The organism is Streptomyces crystallinus (genome assembly GCF_039521265.1).
GTDB lineage: Bacteria > Actinomycetota > Actinomycetes > Streptomycetales > Streptomycetaceae > Streptomyces > Streptomyces crystallinus.
In genome coordinates, this window is record NZ_BAAACA010000014.1 from 635,102 (window position 1) to 649,945 (window position 14,844).

11 protein-coding genes are annotated in these 14,844 nt (G+C 72.0%); 7 read left to right on the top strand and 4 right to left on the bottom strand.

Features of this window, described 5'->3' with window-relative positions:
- Positions 1–95: 95 nt before the first annotated feature.
- Positions 96–1,082: a LysR family transcriptional regulator gene (locus tag ABD236_RS13465; protein WP_344073806.1), complete on the top strand. Its 987-nt coding sequence runs from the start codon at positions 96–98 to the stop codon at positions 1,080–1,082.
- Between the two features lie 154 nt (positions 1,083–1,236).
- Positions 1,237–2,616, top strand: coding sequence for a cytochrome P450 (locus ABD236_RS13470; protein ID WP_344073807.1), 1,380 nt, complete (start codon positions 1,237–1,239; stop codon positions 2,614–2,616).
- Here ABD236_RS13470 and tgmB read toward each other — a convergent pair.
- Positions 2,610–3,530 (bottom strand): ATP-grasp ribosomal peptide maturase, encoded by a 921-nt coding sequence (gene tgmB, locus ABD236_RS13475; protein ID WP_344073808.1) that lies wholly within the window; start codon positions 3,528–3,530, stop codon positions 2,610–2,612. The genes ABD236_RS13470 and tgmB overlap by 7 nt on opposite strands.
- A gap of 15 nt (positions 3,531–3,545) precedes the next feature.
- Positions 3,546–3,737, bottom strand: a complete 192-nt coding sequence (tgmA, locus tag ABD236_RS13480; protein ID WP_344073809.1) for a putative ATP-grasp-modified RiPP — start codon at positions 3,735–3,737, stop codon at positions 3,546–3,548.
- A 201-nt stretch (positions 3,738–3,938) separates the two neighbouring features.
- Here tgmA and ABD236_RS13485 point away from each other — a divergent pair, with 201 nt between their 5' ends.
- Positions 3,939–4,454, top strand: a complete 516-nt coding sequence (locus ABD236_RS13485; RefSeq protein WP_344073810.1) for a hypothetical protein — start codon at positions 3,939–3,941, stop codon at positions 4,452–4,454.
- Positions 4,455–4,538: 84 nt separating this feature from the next.
- On the opposite strand, the gene ABD236_RS13490 is transcribed toward ABD236_RS13485, so the two are convergent.
- Entirely contained in the window at positions 4,539–5,480 is a 942-nt protein-coding gene (locus tag ABD236_RS13490; protein ID WP_344074226.1) for a DUF389 domain-containing protein, read from the bottom strand.
- Positions 5,481–5,896: 416 nt separating this feature from the next.
- On the opposite strand from ABD236_RS13490, the gene ABD236_RS13495 reads away from it, so the two are divergent.
- The 4 genes from ABD236_RS13495 to ABD236_RS13510 all read left to right on the top strand — a co-directional run bounded on the left by ABD236_RS13495 (position 5,897) and on the right by ABD236_RS13510 (position 11,511).
- Positions 5,897–6,853, top strand: coding sequence for a hypothetical protein (locus ABD236_RS13495; RefSeq protein WP_344073811.1), 957 nt, complete (start codon positions 5,897–5,899; stop codon positions 6,851–6,853).
- A 167-nt stretch (positions 6,854–7,020) separates the two neighbouring features.
- Positions 7,021–8,472 (top strand): amino acid permease, encoded by a 1,452-nt coding sequence (locus ABD236_RS13500; RefSeq protein WP_344074227.1) that lies wholly within the window; start codon positions 7,021–7,023, stop codon positions 8,470–8,472.
- Between the two features lie 352 nt (positions 8,473–8,824).
- A complete protein-coding gene (locus ABD236_RS13505) occupies positions 8,825–9,877 on the top strand; it encodes an SIS domain-containing protein (RefSeq protein WP_344073812.1) in 1,053 nt (350 codons plus the stop codon).
- Positions 9,878–9,948: 71 nt separating this feature from the next.
- Entirely contained in the window at positions 9,949–11,511 is a 1,563-nt protein-coding gene (locus ABD236_RS13510; RefSeq protein WP_344073813.1) for an alpha/beta hydrolase, read from the top strand.
- On the opposite strand, the gene ABD236_RS13515 is transcribed toward ABD236_RS13510, so the two are convergent.
- On the bottom strand, positions 11,499–14,597 hold the full coding sequence (locus tag ABD236_RS13515; protein WP_344073814.1) for a GH92 family glycosyl hydrolase: 3,099 nt from the start codon (positions 14,595–14,597) through the stop codon (positions 11,499–11,501). The two genes, ABD236_RS13510 and ABD236_RS13515, sit on opposite strands and share 13 nt — an antisense overlap.
- Positions 14,598–14,844: the final 247 nt, after the last annotated feature.

A 14,844-nucleotide genomic window follows, 5' to 3' on the forward strand; every position in this document is an offset into this window, starting at 1 on the left:
CAGTATGGGCGTGGACATGGCAAACCAGATACATACCAGTCGGCCATACGACGCGGGTTATGGTGCGTCGCGGGGCCGCTGCGTACGCTCGGAAGATGCAGCTGGAGTTGAGGCACTTGCAGGCCGTCTGCCAGATCGCGGAAGCGGGCAGTCTGGGCCGCGCCGCGCGCCGGCTCGGGGTCTCCCAGCCCTCGCTCTCCGCCCAACTGCGGCGTATCGAGCGGGTCACCGGAGGGGATCTGTTCGTCCGCAGCCGGCACGGCACCGAGCCGACCCCGCTGGGCCGGTTCGTGCTCGCCAGGGCGCGCCGGGTGCTCAGCGAGATGGACGCGCTCGGCACCCGGGCGCGTACGGTCGCCACCGACGCCCCGCTGCGGCTCGGCTGCATCCTGCTGGTCCTGCTCGACGGCCTGCTGGAGCAGACCGACCTGGCGCTGGCCGGCCAGGAGATCACCGTGGACCTGGAGCACTCGGTGACCGCGCTGACCCGGATGCTGGGCGCCGGACGCTACGACGCCATCGTGTACGGGGAGGTCAACGACCATGAAGTGCCGCTGCCCGAAGGGGTGTTGGCCAGGACGCTGATCCCGGAGGAACCCTTCTCCATCCGGCTGTCGGCCCACCACCGGCTGGCCGGCCGGGAGCACATCGAGCTGGCCGACCTGGCCGACGAGGCGTGGCTGACGCTGGTGGAGGACGACGACGGCGGGCCGGAGGCGTTCGCCGAGGCGTGCGCGCGGGCCGGGTTCGCGCCCCGGCTGCGGCACCGGGTCGCGGACCGGATGATGCAGTACGCGCTGATCGCCGGGGGCCGGGCCGTCGCGCTGAGCCAGCCCACCGCGCCACGGGCCGAGGGCACGGTGATGCGCCCGCTCGCCGGCGCCCCGCTCACCGGCCGCATCCGGCTGGCCTGGAACCGTACGACGGTCCCGGCCCGGCAGGCCGAGCTGCTCTACCGCGCGGCGCTCTGCGCCTATCTGGCCAACGTCGACAACAACGCCTTCCACCGGGCCTGGTGGGACACCCACCCCGAGCTGCATCCGCCGTACGAGCGACAGGAGCTCCAGGCCTCCGACGCCTGATCCGCCGGGCGCGAGGGCGGCAAGAGCCTGCCTTCGCGCCCCCGCCCGCGCCCCGACGCGCGTCACGCACGCTCGCGTCACCGGCTTGTCGCGTCCGGCGGACGGGCAGAAAAACACTATGTTGAGCCCTCACCGGCGTACCCCGGGAGACCTCGTGCCCCTCACCGCACCCCCGCTCCAGCCCGTCCGCGGCCCCCGTGGGCTGCCCCGTCCGCTCGGCCACCTGTTCTCCTTCGGCAGGGACCCGCTGGGCTTCATGACCCGGTTGCGCGACGAGTTCGGGGACGCGGTGACCTGGTCGCTCGGCCCCCGGCGCAGCCTGTTCCTCTCGCACCCCCAGCACATCATGGAGCTGCTGGCGGGCCGTGAGCACACGTTCGACATCCTCGACATCGGCTGGGCCTTCAAACAGATCACCGGCCGCAGCGTCATCCTCAGCACGGGCGCCGACTGGCGCCGCAAGCGCTCACTGGTGCAGCCGACCGTCCGGCCGCGCCAGGTCCGGGCCTACGCCGAGACGATGGTGGAGTGCGCGGGCGCGGCGGCCGACGCCTGGCGCGAGGGCGAGCGGATCGACGTACGCGAGCAGATGGCGCTCATCACCCAGCGGGTCGTGCTGCGCACCCTGTTCGGCAACGACCTCGGAGAGCAGACCCGGGCGCTGGGCGACGCGATGGAGACGGCGGAGCGGGCGGTGGGAGCCGAGCTGCGCGGCCTCGGGCTGTTCCTGCCGGGCTGGGTGCGCACCCCGTCGCGGCGGGCCCTGCTGGGCGCGGTGGCCATCATCGACGCCGAGGTGCACCGGCTCATCGAGGCCCGGCTGAGCGCGCCGCCCGGCGAGATGGAACAGCGCGACGACCTGCTCAGCAGGCTGCTCTCGGCACGCGACGAGGAGGGCGAGCCGCTGTCGCCCAAGGAGGTGCGCGACGAGGCGGTCACCCTGTGGGCGGCCGGTCACGAGACGACCTCCACGGCGCTGACGTGGACCGTGCACCTGCTCTCGCGCACCCCTCAGGCCCGCGCCCGCCTCGAAGCCGAGGTGGACCAGGTGCTGGCCGGGCGGCCGCCGACCGTCGACGACTACGACCGGCTGGTGTGGACCCAGCAGATCGTCAAGGAGTCGCTGCGGCTGTACCCGCCGGCCTGGCTCCTGCCGGCCGTCGCCCGCCCGGGCGCCACGCTCGGCGGCACCCGCGTCCCGGCCGGGACGACCGTCTGGTGCAGCCAGTGGACCACGCACCGCGACCCGCGCTGGTTCCCGCGCCCCGACGAGTTCCGCCCGCAGCGCTGGGACGCCGACGCGCCGGACGCGGTGCCGGACCACGCCTGGTTCCCGTTCGGCGGCGGTCAGCGCACCTGCCTGGGCGCGCGCTTCGCGCAAGTCGAGGCGGCCCTGATCCTCGCCACCCTCGCCCAGCGCTGCCGCCTGGACCTGCCGGCCGCCGAGGTGGCGCCTCGCGTCACGCTGCTGCTCCAGCCCGAGGCACCGCTTCTGGCCACCGTGCGCGGGCGCGCCCGGGCGGGGGTTCACTGAGCCAGCCAGGCGGCCACCTCCGCCGCTATCGGCTGGCCGGTGTCGAGTTCGACGAAGCCGAACTGGCCCCCCTGATTGCACTCCAGGAACCACCAGACCCCGTCGCCGTCCTCGGCGAAGTCGAACGCCGCGTAGGCGAGCTGGGTGCGGTGGGTGTACGCGTACACCGACTCGGCCACACGGTCGGGCACTGCGGTGGGCTCCCAGCGGCGGCCGCTGTCGTCGTAGCGCCCGTCCACCTGCCCGGGGTCGGACACCTTCCGGGCGGCGAACAGCCGGGCGCCCACACAGGTCAGCCGTATGTCCGCCTTCTTGGGGACATAGCGCTGGAGCAGCACCGGCCCCGCCCGGACGCTGGAGAAGTCCGCGTCCGGCCCGATCAGCGTCGTCGGCAGCGCCATCAGCGGCTCGTCCGGCGGCGGCCCGGCGGCGCTCTTCACCACCACGTCCCGGTACTCCTGGGCGAACTGCCGCGCCACCCGGGGAACCGTGGTGACGACGGTCGGCGGCACCGCGAACCCGCTGGCGTGCGCGACCCGCAGCTGCCAGGGCTTGTGGCGGGCCTGCTCGGCGTCGCGCGGATGGTTCATCCAGCGCGCCGAGGCCGAGTACAGCATGCCGAACAGCGCCTGGCGGACCTCGGCGGTCAGCCACTGGGAGGGCTCCGGGGCGTGCGCGGCGGGCTGCCCCGGCCGGCGCACCCAGACCGAGCGCAGCCCCGACATGCTCACCAGGAACCCGTCCACCGACAGATGACCGGCGAAGTCCCCGTGGGCGTACTCGGCCGAGAGCACCGCCTTGCCGGGCAGATCGGCGGGGTCGAGGCGCACCAGCGGGACACCGCGCTGATGCAGTTGGGTCACCACCATGTCGGTGGTGACGTCCTGTTCACAGGTGAGGATGAGAACCGTCATCCGACTGCCGGGCCGTCAGTCGTCGAAGTGCGTCTGGGAACCGGCGGTGGACGCGGTGGTGCCGGCCGCCCGGAGCACCGCGCGGTCGGCGACCGCGGGGCGGCCGTCGGGCAGCACGTTCAATTGCCGCGAGGGGTCGAAGCGGTAGACGACCTCCGTCTCCTCCGGCTCGTGCGGCACCGTGTAGTGCAGTGTGAACGGCCTCATGAGGAACCTCCCGCAGCAGCGTCACGCCGATCCTTGTGCTCACCTGTACGGAGTGCCCCTGTAAGGAATTCATCACGTACCGCCACACCGGCGTGAAGGACGTCACACGCCCGGCAGTCGGGTGAAGGCAGGTTTCGCCACCGTCCGTAACGGTGATCGCTCAGGACGTCACGATCTGCTTCCGACCCCACAGGAGCACCCATGCGTTTGCGTTCCACGCTCACCGCGAGCGTTCTCACCGTCGGCATCGTCTTCAGCGGCGCGGCGACCGCCCTGGCCCACGACGACGACGACCACGGCCGCCACCACGGCTACGGCTACGGCCGCGACGACGACCGCCGCCACGACTACGGGCACGGCTACGGCTACGGCCGCGACGACGACCGCCGCCATGACTACGGCCGGGACGACGACCACGGCCGCCACCACGGCTACGGCTACGGTTACGGCCGTGACGACGACCGCCGTCACGACAACGGCCGCGGCTACGGCCGCGACGACAACCGTCACCACGGGTACACCAAGGACGCCGGCCGTCACCACGGCTACGCCAAGGACGACGACCGTGAGCACGGCCGTGGCCACAGCAGCGAGAAGGGCCACAAGCACGAGTGCGACGGGGTCATGGCCACCAACGCCAACCGGGGCACGCTCTACTCGTTCCACTGCAGCGGCGGCGGCTGGTCGAGCGCGGACCACTACAACAACAAGTACTGACCGTCCCGTCCGGTCGCGTGTGGCGCGGGAGTGGGGCCAGACCCCGCCCCGCGCCACGCGGCGTCCGGCCTCGGTATCCGGTCCTCAGCGCACGGGCGTACGGCGCCGGCGCGCGCTCGTCAGCAGGGCCTTCTGGGTGAGCAGCGTGAGGATGCCCGCGAGGACGATCCCACCCAAGTTGGCCAGGAGCTGTCCGGTGGAGCCCCACGTCTGGGCGTACTCCTTGTAGCTGAACGCCATGGCGGCGTTGGCCGCCGCCGGGACCGTGGTCACCGAGATGGCCACCCCGATCAGCGCCCCCGACTTGGCCGAGGTGAGCGAGAGCGTTCCGGCGACGCCCGCCAGAAAGGCCACGACGAACGACATCCAGTCGGGCTTCCAGATGAAGGCGGTGTTCGGCCGGGCCGCCTCCAGCATCGCCTTGTCGAAGAGCCCCAGCTGGTCCAGGAGCCAGCCGAACCCGGCCGTCAGCAGCATGGCCGCGGCGAACCCGGCCACCAGCGCGGTGAGCGAGCGCCACACCAGGCCCGGCGCGCGTTGGACGAGCGCCGTGGAGATCCCGGCCAGCGGCCCGAACTCGGGCCCCACCGCCATCGCGCCCACGATGAGGATCGCGTTGTCGAGCATGACACCGCACGCCGCCAGCATCGTGGCGATCGCCAGGAACGCCACATAGGTGACCGTGAGGGTCGACTCCTCATGGGTGGCGTCCGTGAGCTGTTCCCACAGCACCGCGTCCACGCCCTCGCCCGGGGCCTCCGCCTCGGCCTTCTCGGCGCGCTTGGACAGCGACAGGTCGATGTTCTCGACGGCGATGGCCCCCGACCGGTCGAGACCGAGCGCGCGCAGATCGCCGAGGAGCTCGTCCCCGGCCTCCCGCGCGACATCGCACAGCACCAGATCGCCCGCGGGGTTGCGGGAGGCCCCCGGGACGACGGCCAGATGGGCGGTGCCCACCGTGGCCTCCAGGGTCCGCACCACCTCGTCGGTGAGCTCGGCCGGTACGTTCAAACGCAGATGCAGCAACAGCCCTACTCCAGCCATCGGTTCCTCGAAGCCGGCCAACCCCGGCTCCCGGCCCTCTGACCAGGGCCTCCACAGACGGCAAGGGTGACACGGGCCGCACACCCCGGTCACGCACGCCACCCCACGAAGCCCTTGACCCCGATCTGCGCTCGACTGGGGAATATGCCGTCCACATACCCCCGGTCGACGCGATGCCAATAGCCGGACGGCGCGTCCGGCCGACCCAAGCTCTTTTGTCGCGCCTCTAAATGACAAGGAACCAGATATTCCGGACGGCGAGTTTCGATACGACTTAATGATGAGTAAGGTGTGGCTCGCTGTCAGTGAGCCTGCGTAGGGGTGACCTCCCCTGGCCGAATTCGCCATGGCCGGAATGCGCATGCGGGTGGCGTCGTCTTCGGGATGGAGAGGGGATCGTGACTGCTGGCTCGTTCGAGGGGCAGTACGTGTGGCATCCGGCGGCCGACGATCGCGAGTTGGCGCAGGCCTGCACGGACGTACGGGCCGGCCGGTACCTGAGCGCGCACAACGTCCTCAAGGACACCCGCACGGACTTCGAGGTGCGGGCCCACCGCTCCCTGGTGCTCGCCTCCGAGGCCGCCGACTCCGACCTCGCCGAGCGGTGGCTCGCCGAGGAACCGAGCGCGGAGGCCGCCCTGTTGGCGGCGCGTGTCGCGATGGTACGGGCGTTACGCATGGCCGATGCCCGGGACGGCCGGGCGGGCGCCCTGATGCGCATCGCGACGGCCGCCTGCGGCCGGGCCGCGAAGCTGCTCCCGCAGGACCCCACCCCCTGGGTCGCCCAGCTCGCCCTCGCCCGCTTCGAGCGCTCCCACGACCCGGCCCCCAAAGGCCTGTTGACCGCGCCGCCCGGGCCCTGGCAGCTGTTCTCCCACATCCTGCGGCTCGACCCCTGGAACCGCGAGGCCCACCACCGCTTCCTGGCCTTCTTCTTCACCCGGCACGGCGGCTCCGCCAGTGCCCGCTGGGACGTCGCCTCCTTCCTCAGCCACCGCGCCCCGCTGAACTCGGCGCTGCGGCTGCTCCCCCTGGTCGCGCTCGTCGAGGACTACGACCCCGCCGCCCTGCTCGCCGACAGCACCTGGCTGCAACCCCAGTGGACGGCGACGGCGCTGGGCATCTACCAGAACTGGTTCCCCCACACCGCGCACTACCGCTTCACGCCGGTCCTCGACCTGGCCTATCTGGGGCACGCGCTGTACATGGCCAAGCGCGAGTTCGAGGCCCGGGAAGTGCTCACGGCCATGGGGCCCTACGCCTCCCGTATGCCGTGGAGCGCGTTCGGCGACCCCGAGGAGCGGCTGACCAGGGCCCGGCGGGCCTGCGGACTGCCCACCCCCGGCCCGGCCTGACCCGCCGGCACGACCGCACGGCCCAGCGGCACCCGTACGACACGCGTCCTGTCCACCCCCACCAGGAAAGGCTGCCACCAGTGTCCGAGCGCACGTCCCCGCTCCGCTCGAAAGCCCCCCGCCGTGAAGCGCCCGTCGCCCTCGACGACGACGCGACGCTGCACGCGATGGGCTACCCGCGCAAACTCACGCGCAGATTCCACGCGTTCGACAATTTCGCGATATCTTTTACGATCATCAACATCATCTCCGGCATATTCTCCGCCTTCGGATTCGGAATGGGCGCCGGCGGGCCGCGCATCCTGGTCTTCGGCTGGATCGGTGTGTCGGTGATGGTGCTGTTCGTCGGCGCCGCGATGGGCGAGATCGCCTCCGCCTACCCGACCAGCGGCGCCCTGTACTTCTCCGCGGGCAAGCTCGCCAAGCGGCACCGGGGCGCCTGGTCCTGGTACACCGGCTGGCTGAACTTCGTCGGCCAGGTCGGCGGCACGGCCGCCACCAATTACGCGGCCGCGACCTTCATCCAGGCCTTCGTCTCCATGCAGTGGCCCTCCTACGAGCCCACCGCCCAGCAGACCGTCGGCATCGCCGCGGTGATCCTGGTGGTGCAGGCGCTCGCCAACACGTACACGGTGCAGCTGGTGGCCGTGGTGAACCGGATCTCCGTGTGGTGGCTGCTGGTCGGCATGGTGGTCATCGTCGCCGCCCTCACCTTCAAGCCCGCGCACCACCAGTCCCCGTCGTTCGCCAACCACTTCGTCAACACCACCGGCTTCAGCAGCGGCTTCTACGCCGCCATGCTGGGCCTGCTGGTGACCAGTTGGACGTTCACCGGCTTCGACGGCAGCTTCCACATGTCCGAGGAGACCGTGAAGGCCACGGTCAACACCCCCAAGGGCATCATGCGCGCGATCATCTACTCGGCGCTCGCCGGACTGGTCCTGATGCTCGCCCTGGTGTACGCGATCCGCGACTACGCGGGCGAGGCGGGCTCGGCGGCCCCGCCGGTACAGATCCTCATCGACGCGCTCGGCATGGGCACCGCCAAGCTGCTCCTGCTGATCGTGATCGGCGCGATGCTGTTCTGCGGCCTCGCCAACATGACCAGCAACACCCGGCAGATCTTCGCCTTCTCGCGCGACGGGGCCATGCCGGGCTCGCGCTGGTGGCACTCGGTCTCGCTGCGCACCCGCACCCCGGTCAAGGCGGTGTGGCTGGCGGCGGCCTGCTCACTGGTGCTGATCATCCCCGGCTGGTGGTCGCACACCGCCTTCACCGCCATCGTCAGCGTCAACGTCGTCGGGCTCTACCTCGCCTACGGCGTGCCCATCTTCCTGCGCCTTCGCCTGGACGACTTCCAGGCCGGACCGTGGAACCTGGGCCGCTGGGGCAAGCCGGTGGCGGCGATCGCCGTGACCTGGATCGGGCTCAGCAGCGTGCTGTTCATGCTGCCGCAGACCTCTCCGATCACCACCGACTCGTTCAACTACGCGCCGATCGCGCTGGGCGCGGTGCTCTTCATCGCCACCCTGTGGTGGTTCGCCACCGCCCGCCGGCGCTTCCAGGGACCGGTCAGCTACGGCAGCCCCGACGAGGTGGCCGCGATGGACCTCATCTGACCCCGGACCCACCAGCCTGACCCCGGGCCGTCCCCCGCCTCTTCGGAGCGGGGGGCGGCTCGCGCGTGTGGGCGGGTACCCCGGGTCCGGCCGTCGAACCGGTCGGCGCGCGGCCGGGCCGCGGGCACACGGCGCCGAGGGCCGTGGACCCCGGCGCGCCGCCGTGGCAGCTGAGGCGCCTGCGGTCACGGCGGGCACCTCCGCCACCGTGCGCTCCCCGGGCGCCATTTACCCGGTCGGCACTTCGCAGGATGATCCTGCCTTCAACGTCCTACCTGCCCGGTTCGTCCGTCTTCCGTCCCCGCTCCGCACCCCCGTCCCCTCATCCCGGGGGCGCACGAAAGGACTTCTCATGCCCGGAACGCGCATCACCTTCCTCGACGGCCAGGCCGAACAGCCACAGGCCCTGGAGCGTGTGATCACCCATGTGCGGCGGCAGTTGGACGGGCCGGCCGGCGACCGGCTGCGCCGCGTGAAGCGTCCGCTCCTCGCGGGCATCGGCGCCTCGTACGCGGCCCTCGCCCTGCCGGTCGAGGTGCTGCGCGGCCACGGCGTGCCCGCCCAGCGGGTGCTCGCCAGTGAGATCGAGCAGGGGCTCGGCGGCTTCGAGACCGATCTGCTCATCGGCGTGTCGCAGAGCGGCCGCAGCTCGGAGACGATCGCCGCGTTCCGGGCGGCGCACGGCGTACCGACCCTGGCGGTCCTCAACGTCACCCCCTCCCCGCTCGGCGCCCTCGCCCAGCTCACCGTCGACCTCGGCAACGAGCCCGACTCCTGCGCCTCGACCGTCGGCTTCACCGCTACCGTCGTCGCGCTCGACCTGATCGCGGGGGCGCTCGCGGGCCGGGTCGGCGACGCCTGGGACGGCGTGCCCGAGCTGGTCCGGGCGGTGCGCACCCGGGCGGCCCACGCTGTCGCCCCGCTGCGGGCCCGCGCCGCGCGGTGCGTCGCCGTCGACTGCGTGGCCTCCGGCGCCTCCCGGCTCGCGGCGGAGGAGGCGGCGCTGCTGCTGCGCGAGGTGCCCCGGATGCCGGCCGCCGCCTCCGTCACCCGCAACTACCTGCACGGCGAGATGGAGTCGGCGGGCAACACCCTGCACCTGGTGTTCGGCTGCGGCCGCGAGGTCGCGCTCGCCCGGTCCCTGGCGGCCGCGGGGCATCTCACCCTGCTGGTGACCACCGCCCGGGTCAAGGGGGGCGAGAACCTCGCCGTCGTCCGGCTGCCCGACACCGCGCCGAGCGCCCGAGTCGTCCTGGAGACCGTCGTGGCCCAGGAGCTGGTCGCGGCGCTGGGCGAGGAACGGAACGTACCCATCGAGTCGATCGTCTTCATCAACGACGACACCAAGGAGGGCGGCGTCGTCGTCGCGGACTTCGCGCACGCCTCCCCCGTCGCCGTCCTCTGACCTCGCCGTCCTCTGGCGAAATTTCCGCTTTCACCGGCGCGATGGCGAAACGTCCCGCTACCCTCGGTGACATGAGGAAGGCGTACGGCAAGCACATCCGCGTCCGGCTCGGGGCGGCCACGGCCGTGGCCGCCCTTCTCCCGCTGACGCCCACCCCGCCGCCGGCCGCCGCCGCTCCCACTCCCACCTGGCACACCTGTGTGCGCGACGCCCAGGACACCCCGGGCCAGGAGCTGGACAGGGCGGGCGCCCGGTGCGCCGAGGTGAAGGTCCCGCTCGACCACACCCGGCCCGCCGGCCCCACCATCACCGTGGCCGTCGCCCGGATCCCGGCCACCGACACCGCCCACCGGATCGGCGCCCTGGTGGTGAACGAGGGCGGCCCCGCCGACCCGGTCATCGACTACCTGCTCGACCGCCGGGCCGCCCTCGGGGAACTCGCCGCCCGGTACGACCTGGTGGGCGTCGACCCCCGCTTCGCCGGACGCAACACCCCCCTCGACTGCCACTGGCCCACCAGCACCTACTTCCGCGGGGCCGGCGAGGGCCGGGCGGGCTTCGCCCGGATGGCCGCCTTCCAGCGCGACCTCGCCGCGAAATGCCGCAGCCACGCGGGCGGCCTGCTGCCCTACGCCTCGACCCGCAACGCCGCACGCGACCTCGACCTCGTGCGCACGGCGCTCGGCGAACCGCGGATCTCGTATCTGGGGATCTCCTACGGCACGTATCTGGGCGAGGTCTACACCGCGATGTTCCCGGGCCGCACCGACCGGATCGTCCTCGACGGTGTGCACGAGCCCGGCCACCTCGCCCCCTGGGCCGAGTACGCGACGGAGCGGGTCAACGAGGACGCCCTGCGCCACTGGGCGGGATGGGCCGCGCGGCGCGACGCCGCCTACGGCCTGGGCGCCACGGCCGACGCGGTCCTGGCGACCGTGGAGCGCGTCCGGACGACAGCCGTCCGCCGCCCGTTCACGGTCGGGACCTACCGCATCGACGAGCACACCCTGCCCCTGCTGGTCTACGGGGTCCTCGGCGACGACCTGGCGCCGAGCGACGACGGCATCGCCGTGATGGTCGGCACGCTCAAGGAGGCGGCGCGCAGCGGCCACGCCGAGCCCGATCCCGGACTCGCGGAGATGCTGCCGGGGCTGTTCACCGGGCAGTACTCCGCCTACGGCAGCACCCAGACGGCGTATCTGTGCGCCGACACCCCCGGCCCGCGCGACCCGGAGGTCTACCGGCGGGCCGTGGAGCGCAGCCGCGCCGCCCACCCGCTGTTCGGGCCGGTCGTCAACGACGTCACCCCGTGCCCGTTCTGGCCCGCGCCGCGCGAACGGCCGACCGCCGTGGACAACGACGTCCCGGCGCTGATGGTCAACGCCACGGGCGATCCGCGCGTGCCGTACGCGGAGGCCCGGGCCATGCACGCCAAGTGGCCGAGCTCCCGGCTGATCACGGTGGAGCACTCCTACCGGCACGCGGTGTACGGAACCGCCTACGGCAGCACCTGCGTCAACGGCGCCGTCAACGCCTATCTGGCCGACGGACGACTGCCGCGCGCCGACGTGACCTGTCCGGCGGCGCGCGGCGACGACGACCCGTCGACCGGGCCCGTGCGTCAGGTGCCGTAGACCTCCAACTCGTATATCCGGGCGGCCTGGTCGGCGCTCTGGGTGGGGGTGAGGACCGCGAGCCGCACATAGCGGGCGGAGGCGGTGACGGGGTGGCTGGTGGAGTCGGCGCTGTTGCCGCGCACCTGCGCCACCGTGGTCCAGGCGGCTCCGTCGGCGGACACGCTCAGGTCGAAGTCCCTGGTGTCCATGGCCGCGCTCTCACCGCCCGCGCCCGCGTGCCGCACGGTGATCGTGTTCAGCGGGTGGGAGCCGCCCAGGTCGACCTGGAGGTTCTTGGTGCCGGCGGCCAGCGAGCACCACTTGTCGCTGTTGCCGCCGCTGACGCTTCCGTTGACCGCCTTGTCCGGGGTCTCCGACGCGTTGCAGGACGCCGAGCCGGTCGCCGGCTGTCCGAGCGCCAAGTTGCCGCTGCCGCCCCCGTACACCTCCAGTTCGTAGATACGGGCCGCGCTGCTCGACGTGTTGGCCGGGCTGGTGACCAGCAGCCGGACATGGCGGGCGGTGCGGGCCGAGACGGGGTGGTAGGTCCGGCTGGAGCGCGAGCCGGTGACGGTGACGGCCGTGGTCCAGGCGGAGCCGTCGGTGCTGGTCTGGATCTGGAAGCCGCCGGTGTTCCAGCCGGTGTTCTCCCCGCCGAGACCGGCGTGCTTGACGACGAACGACGACACCGTCCTCGCGGATCCCAGATCGACCTGGAGCGAGGGGCTGCTCGCGGCCGAGCACCACTTGCTGTTGTTGCTCACCGATCCGTCCACCGCCTTGTCGGCGGACTCGGCCGCCGCGCATGCCGCCGACCCCGTCGCCGTCGCGCCCTTGGCGAGATCGGCACCGAGCTCGGGCGCCGCCGGTACGGGAGTGGCGCCGTCCTGGAAGGAGGGCGGCACGTCGGCGGCGCCGGTGCCCCAGGTGGCACTGGGGCTCGCGCCCATGGTGTACGTGAGGGTGGCGCCGGAGGCCAGGTCCGGGTAGCGCAGATAGCTGTGGCTGGTGGCGGTCCCGTTGACGCCGAGTCCCTGCACATACGGGCCGGAGCCGGAGGTGTCGATGGTGATGTTCCCGGCCGCGCGCTGGATGAGGACGGACGGGAACTGCGGCCCGTGCAGTGCCAGCGTGTCCGCGCCGGGCGTGGTCGGATACATCCCCAGCGCCGCCCACACGTACCAGGCGGAGGTGGCACCGAGGTCGTCGTTGCCGGGCAGGCCGCCCGCGCCGGTGGTGAAGGACTCGGCCATCACCTTGCGCACCGCGTCCGAGGCCCCGGCCGGGTGGCGGGCGTAGTTGTAGGCCCAGGGCACACCGTGCTCGGGCTCGTTGCCGATGTAGTAGTAGGGCCTGCTCTGACCGGCGTTGACCTCGGTGAAGTGGTGGTCGAGGCGCTGGACGGCGGTCTGCCGGCCGCCCATGGAGTTGATCAGGTCGGCGAAGTCGTACGGGACCATCCAGGTGTACTGGGAGGCGTTGCCCTCGGTGAAGGTGGACTGGCTCGCCGGGTCCAGCGGCCAGCTCCAGGAGCCGTCGCCCTTGTGCTGCTGGACGTAGGACGACTCGGCGTTGAAGGTGTTGCGCCACCACTGCGCACGGCTCATGTGGGTGGTGTAGCCGGAGGTGTTGCCGAGGGCCTTGGCGAACTGGGCCACCGCGAAGTCGGACGCGGAGTACTCCAGCGAGTCGGAGGGGTCGTCGAGGTAGTGCAGGCTGGTGTACGTCGACTGGCGCCCCCGGATCGCGCTGCCCTGCGCGGTGCCGCCGTTGGACGCCTTCTCCATCAGGGCGAGCGCCGCGCTGGTGTCGAAGTCGCGCGCCCCGAAGGCGTACATGCTGGCGACGATGATCGGGCCCGGGTCGCCCGTCATCACGAAGTCCTCGTTGGTCTGCTGCGACCACTTGGGCAGCAGGCCGCCCTGCTGTCCGTCCAGGACCATCGACTTGGCGATGTCACTGGCCTCGGCGGGTGCGATCAGCGCTGTCAGGGCCGCCCAGGAGCGGTAGATGTCCCAGCCGGAGTAGTTCTGGTAGACCGGCCGGTCCGAGTGGTGCACGGCGCTGTCGAAGCCTCGGTAGTCGCCGCTGACGTCGCTGGAGATGTTGGGGCTCTGCAGGACGTGGTAGAGCGAGGTGTAGAACTTCTGGCGCTCCGCGGTGCTGCCGCCGAAGACCTGGACGCGGTTGAGCATCTGGTTCCAGGAGTCGTCGGCCGCGGTGCGCACCGCGCCGAAGTCCCAGCCGGTGTTCTCCGCCGCCACGTTGGCCTGGGCGCCCGCGACGCTGACGTAGGAGAGGCCCACCTTGAACTGCACCGTGCTGTCGGCGGTGGTGTCGAAGGTGACGTAGGCGCCGGTGTTGGTGCCCGAGGCGTTCGCGGAGCCGTCCGTGACGGTGGCGCCCGACCAGGTGCCGAAGCCGGTGGGGGTGCGGTCGAAGCGGATGTCGAAGTAGATCTGGTACGTCTTGGAGGAGCCGCAGAATCCTCCGGCGGTCACACTGCCGGTCAGCTCGTTGCCGTTGACGTGCACGGTTCCGGCGCGGCTGCCGGTGGCGCTGCGGCCGGTGGCGACGAGCAGGCGGGAGGCCGAGGAGGCGGGGTAGGTCAGCTTTCCCATGCCGGTGCGGGTGGTCGCGGACAGCTCGACGTCGGTGGCGTAGCGGTCCAGGCGGGTCTTGTAGTAGCCGGGCCTGGCCACCTCGTTCGCCTTGGTGTAGCCGGAGGCGTAGCTGGTCCAGTTGGTGCCCGGTGAGGTGCCGAGCGCGCCGGTGACCGGCAGCAGCGGCAGATCCTCGTTGTTGGCGCAGCCGGCGCCGTCGAAGTGGGTGAGGCTGAAGTCCTCGACGGTGGTGTCCTTGTAGCGGTAGCCGGACGGGGAGGCGGTGGGGGTGTCGGGGCTGAACTGGACGCCGCCGAAGGGCACTACGGCGCCGGGGTAGGTGCTGCCCCCGGCGCCGCCCGGCACGGGGTTGGGGGCGTTGCTGTCGTCGGTGCCGATGAACGGATCGACGTACTGGGTCAGGGGCAGCGCCGCCGCGTGGGCCGGCGCGGCCGCGGCGAGGCCGACGAGGCCCGAGACGGCCAGGGCGAGGGCGCTCAACGCCCCCGCGTACCGGGTGCGCAGAGGCGATCTGGAGGGATGCACGGATCGGAGCACGAGGGGGACCACCTTCTCGCGGAGGCCCGCTCGCCGTCCGGCGGGCTGCCTCGGGGACGGGGGATGCTCGGAGTGCGGGTGCTGGGTGCGCGTGTGAACGTTACCAATCAACTCAGGATTGTTGAGGTGTCCCTGACGACTCGTCAAGAGCCAGGGACGTGAACAAGCCGCGGAAGCGGTCGTCGGGGAT

Coding starts and splice junctions, on each gene's coding strand:
- ABD236_RS13465 (WP_344073806.1), top strand. CDS start 96: ATGCAGCTGGAGTTGAGGCACTTGCAGGCCGTCTGCCAGATCGCGGAA.
- tgmB (WP_344073808.1), bottom strand. CDS start 3,530: ATGACGGTTCTCATCCTCACCTGTGAACAGGACGTCACCACCGACATG.
- tgmA (WP_344073809.1), bottom strand. CDS start 3,737: ATGAGGCCGTTCACACTGCACTACACGGTGCCGCACGAGCCGGAGGAG.
- ABD236_RS13485 (WP_344073810.1), top strand. CDS start 3,939: ATGCGTTTGCGTTCCACGCTCACCGCGAGCGTTCTCACCGTCGGCATC.
- ABD236_RS13500 (WP_344074227.1), top strand. CDS start 7,021: ATGGGCTACCCGCGCAAACTCACGCGCAGATTCCACGCGTTCGACAAT.
- ABD236_RS13505 (WP_344073812.1), top strand. CDS start 8,825: ATGCCCGGAACGCGCATCACCTTCCTCGACGGCCAGGCCGAACAGCCA.
- ABD236_RS13510 (WP_344073813.1), top strand. CDS start 9,949: ATGAGGAAGGCGTACGGCAAGCACATCCGCGTCCGGCTCGGGGCGGCC.